This window comes from Kitasatospora sp. NPDC057512, assembly GCF_042802135.1.
In the GTDB taxonomy this organism is placed as follows: Bacteria; Actinomycetota; Actinomycetes; order Streptomycetales; family Streptomycetaceae; genus Kitasatospora.
The window spans coordinates 1-3,290 of the sequence record NZ_JBHVET010000849.1 but is presented as its reverse complement, the minus strand read 5'-3'; the positions used below and the strand labels follow the sequence as shown (position 1 = coordinate 3,290).

The window sequence follows — 3,290 nt, the reverse complement described above, 5'->3', positions numbered from 1 at the left end:
TCTCGGTGCACTGCTACGCCTTGACCCTCGGCTGCGCGGTCGACGCGTCGACGGTGTTCTCCGGGCCGGTCTCGGCGCCCGTCTCCGGGCCCGTCTCCGCCCCGGCCGTCGGCTCGGACAGCCCGCGGAGCAGCCGCCAGGCCATCACGGCCGCGCCGACCAGCAGTGCGGCGGCCAGCAGCCCGGCGTTGTTCATGCCGTGGACGAAGGTCTCCCGGGCGCTCGCCAGCAGTGGCTGGGCGAGCTCGGGGGAGAGGCCCTGCGCCGTCTCGACGGCCGAGCCCAGTGATTCGCCGGCCCGGGCGGCGGCCGCCGGGTCCGTCCCGGCCGGGACGGCCAGCCCGTTCGCGTAGATCGAGCCGACCACCGAGCCCACCAGCGCGATGCCGAGCGCGGTGCCCAGCTCGTACGCCGTCTCCGAGACCGCCGAGGCGGCGCCCGCCTTGTCGGCGGGGGCGGCGTTCAGCACCAGGTCGGCGCCGAGCGTGTAGACCACGCCCTCGGCGGTCCCGACCAGCAGGAAGGAGGCGGCCAGCAGCAGGTAGGTGGTGTCCTGCTCCAGCCAGCCGAGCGCGCCCACGCCCAGACCCATCGCCAGCAGACAGGCCGTCAGCGCCTTGCGGGCACCGTAGCGGCGGGCGATCAGGGCGGTCAGCAGGCCGCCGACCACCGATCCCGCGAAGGCCGGCAGCTCGGCCAGGCCCGCCTGGAGCGGCTGGTAGCCGCGGACCAGCTGGAGGTACTGCGAGACCACGAAGATCACGCCGGAGAGCCCGATCAGGGAGATCAGCGAGGCCGAGACGGCCGCGGTGAACCGGCGGTCGCGGAACAGCCGGACGTCGAGCAGCGGGGTCTCCAGCCGCAGCTGGCGGCGGACGAACACGAACAGCGCGGCGGTGCCCAGCACGAAGGCGACCGGCACGTCCCAGCGGTCCACGCCGTGCGCGGCGGCCTCCTTGACCGCGTACACCGCGCCGATCACTCCGGCCATCGACAGGACGACGCTCAGCACGTCCCAGCGGCCCGGCTTCGGGTCCTTGGACTCCGGCAGCAGCCAGGCGCCGAACACCAGCAGCAGGATCAACACCGGGATGTTCATCAGGAAGACCGAACCCCACCAGAAGTGCTCCAGCAGCACCCCGCCGACCACCGGCCCGAGGGCGGCCCCGGCGGTGGCGGCCGCGCCCCAGATGCCGATCGCGGTGGCCCGCTCCCGGCCGTCCGGGAAGAGGCCGCGGATCAGCGAGAGCGTGGAGGGCATGATCGTCGCCCCGGCCACGCCGAGCAGGGCGCGGGCCAGGATCAGCCAGCCGGCGCTCGGCGCGTAGGCGGCCAGCAGCGAGGCGGCGCCGAACGCGGCGGACCCGGCCAGCAGCAGCTTCTTGCGGCCGATCCGGTCGCTCAGGGCGCCCATGCTGACCAGCAGGCCGGCCAGCACGAAGGAGTAGGAGTCGCCGATCCAGAGCAGCTGGGTGCCGCTGGGGCGCAGCGTCTCGCTGATCGACGGGATGGCGAGGGAGAGGACGGTCGCGTCCAGGGCGACCACGGTCACGGCCAGGACGAGGACGGCGAGGCCGGTCCAGCGCTGGCGGGCGGTCAGGGTGTTCATGGTGTATCGGTGTCCGGCCTGTGGTCGGCGGTGCTGTGGATGGGGGTGGTGACGGCAGCGGTGCTGTGGATGGGGGTGGTGACGGCAGCGGTGCTGCGGTCGGCGGTGCTGAGGGCGGCAGGGACGGGCGTCCGGGCGTCCGGTCTGCGCAGCGCGCCGCCGAGGAACAGCTCGGCGAGCGAGAAGGCGGCGTCGCGCGGGGCGAGCCGGCCGTCCTGGATGGACCAGCCGACGCCGGCCACCAGGTCGAAGAAGGCCTCGCTCAGCCAGGCGGCGCTCAGCTCGATGCGGAACACGCCCTGCTGCTGGCCGCGCAGGAAGAGCGCGTGCAGCCGGGCGATCTGGACCTCCCAGAGGTCGTTGATGTCGTCGTTCTCGTAGAGCTGGTTCTCGCCGGCCAGGAAGGCGCAGAGCATGGCGTCCGGGACGGCGGCGTCCACCAGACGGCGCAGCGCGGCCTCGGCGTCGCCCTGCTCGACCTCGGCGGTGTCCAGCGCGGAGGCGAACCGGCGCAGTCCGAGCAGGCCGACCTCGCGGATCAGCGCGTCGCGCCCCGGGAAGAGCCGGTGCAGCGTGGCGCGGCTGATGCCGGCGGCGCGCGCGATCTCGTCCAGGTGGGCGGTCGGGCGGCGGGAGAGCACGCCGACGGCGGCTTCCAGGACGGTGTCGCGATCGGTGGCCATGGATCGAGTCTAGTTCACATGAGACACGGGTGTCTCATTCTTTTGTTCGAGCTCTCAGGTGATGCGCGGTATCTCGATGCCGGGGCAGCAAAAAACCGGGGACGGTGGTGTACCGTCCCCGGTTCCGGGGTGCCTCTGCGCTGAGCCTCGCGGCGCGGCGGCTCAGCTCTGGTTGTAGAAGCCGGTGTCGTCCATCGGGCGGTCGATCACCATGACCTCGACGTCGGCCGGGGTGAGCAGGAAGACCCTCCGGGCGATCCGCTCGATGCCGCCCCGGGTGCCGAAGATCAGCCCGGAGGCGAAGTCGACCATGCGCTTGGCCTCGGCCTCCGACATCTCGGTGAGGTCCATGACCACCGGGGTGCTCGCCCGGATGTGCTCACCGACCGTCCGGGCCGCCTCGAAGCCCGTCGGCCGCAGGGAGACGATCTTCGTGGGCGCGGGGGCGGCCGGAACCGTCTCCTGATCGACCCACTCGTCGTCGTACACCGCGGCCGGGTAGTTCCCCGAGGGCATCAGCCACCCGTTGTGGTGCTCGTCGCGAAGTGCTCCCATGCCGCGCCTCCCTGCCTCGTCCCGTCCTGGTCCCCCGGGGGTGCGTGCCGTTCTTGACACGTCATCCACTCGTCGGAACTGTCCGAGTATCGCACTGTTCACCGGTCCCGTGCCCGCTCGCAACCCCCGTACGAGTCGTGCCGCGCCGGAAACCCGGGCGAACCCGGGCACTCCCACTGACGCGGCGCAGCGCCGTACGGTTGCGCGCGTTGACCTTATCGGTCGCGGTCACGGCGTAATTGACCTTCTGTCAACAATGCGGAAACGATTTCACCCGCGGTGTCACCCGCGGCGTCACTCGCCGGTCGAACCGTCGATCAATTCACGCAGAAGATCCGCGTGGCCGTTGTGTCGCGCGTACTCCTCGATCATGTGGGTGAGGATCCAGCGCAGCGTCACCGGCCGGCCGCGGCGCGGCTTCCTGCCGACGGTCTCCAGCGGCA

The 3,290-nt window shown here is 72.1% G+C and carries 4 protein-coding genes; all 4 read right to left on the bottom strand.

Annotated features, from left to right (window positions below; all coding sequences use genetic code 11):
• Nucleotides 1-13: 13 nt before the first annotated feature.
• Nucleotides 14-1,609: an MFS transporter gene (locus tag ACFU6K_RS34725; RefSeq protein ID WP_380669946.1), complete on the bottom strand. Its 1,596-nt coding sequence runs from the start codon at nt 1,607-1,609 to the stop codon at nt 14-16.
• Nucleotides 1,606-2,292, bottom strand: coding sequence for a TetR/AcrR family transcriptional regulator (locus ACFU6K_RS34720; RefSeq protein WP_380669944.1), 687 nt, complete (start codon nt 2,290-2,292; stop codon nt 1,606-1,608). The genes ACFU6K_RS34725 and ACFU6K_RS34720 overlap by 4 nt, the downstream gene beginning before the upstream one ends.
• A gap of 162 nt (nt 2,293-2,454) precedes the next feature.
• On the bottom strand, nt 2,455-2,847 hold the full coding sequence (locus ACFU6K_RS34715) for a cell division protein SepF (RefSeq protein ID WP_380669942.1): 393 nt from the start codon (nt 2,845-2,847) through the stop codon (nt 2,455-2,457).
• A gap of 294 nt (nt 2,848-3,141) precedes the next feature.
• Nucleotides 3,142-3,290: DUF664 domain-containing protein (locus tag ACFU6K_RS34710; RefSeq protein ID WP_380669948.1), on the bottom strand; the 149-nt coding region annotated here is incomplete at its 5' end.

Coding starts and splice junctions, on each gene's coding strand:
- ACFU6K_RS34725 (WP_380669946.1), bottom strand. CDS start 1,609: ATGAACACCCTGACCGCCCGCCAGCGCTGGACCGGCCTCGCCGTCCTC.
- ACFU6K_RS34720 (WP_380669944.1), bottom strand. CDS start 2,292: ATGGCCACCGATCGCGACACCGTCCTGGAAGCCGCCGTCGGCGTGCTC.
- ACFU6K_RS34715 (WP_380669942.1), bottom strand. CDS start 2,847: ATGGGAGCACTTCGCGACGAGCACCACAACGGGTGGCTGATGCCCTCG.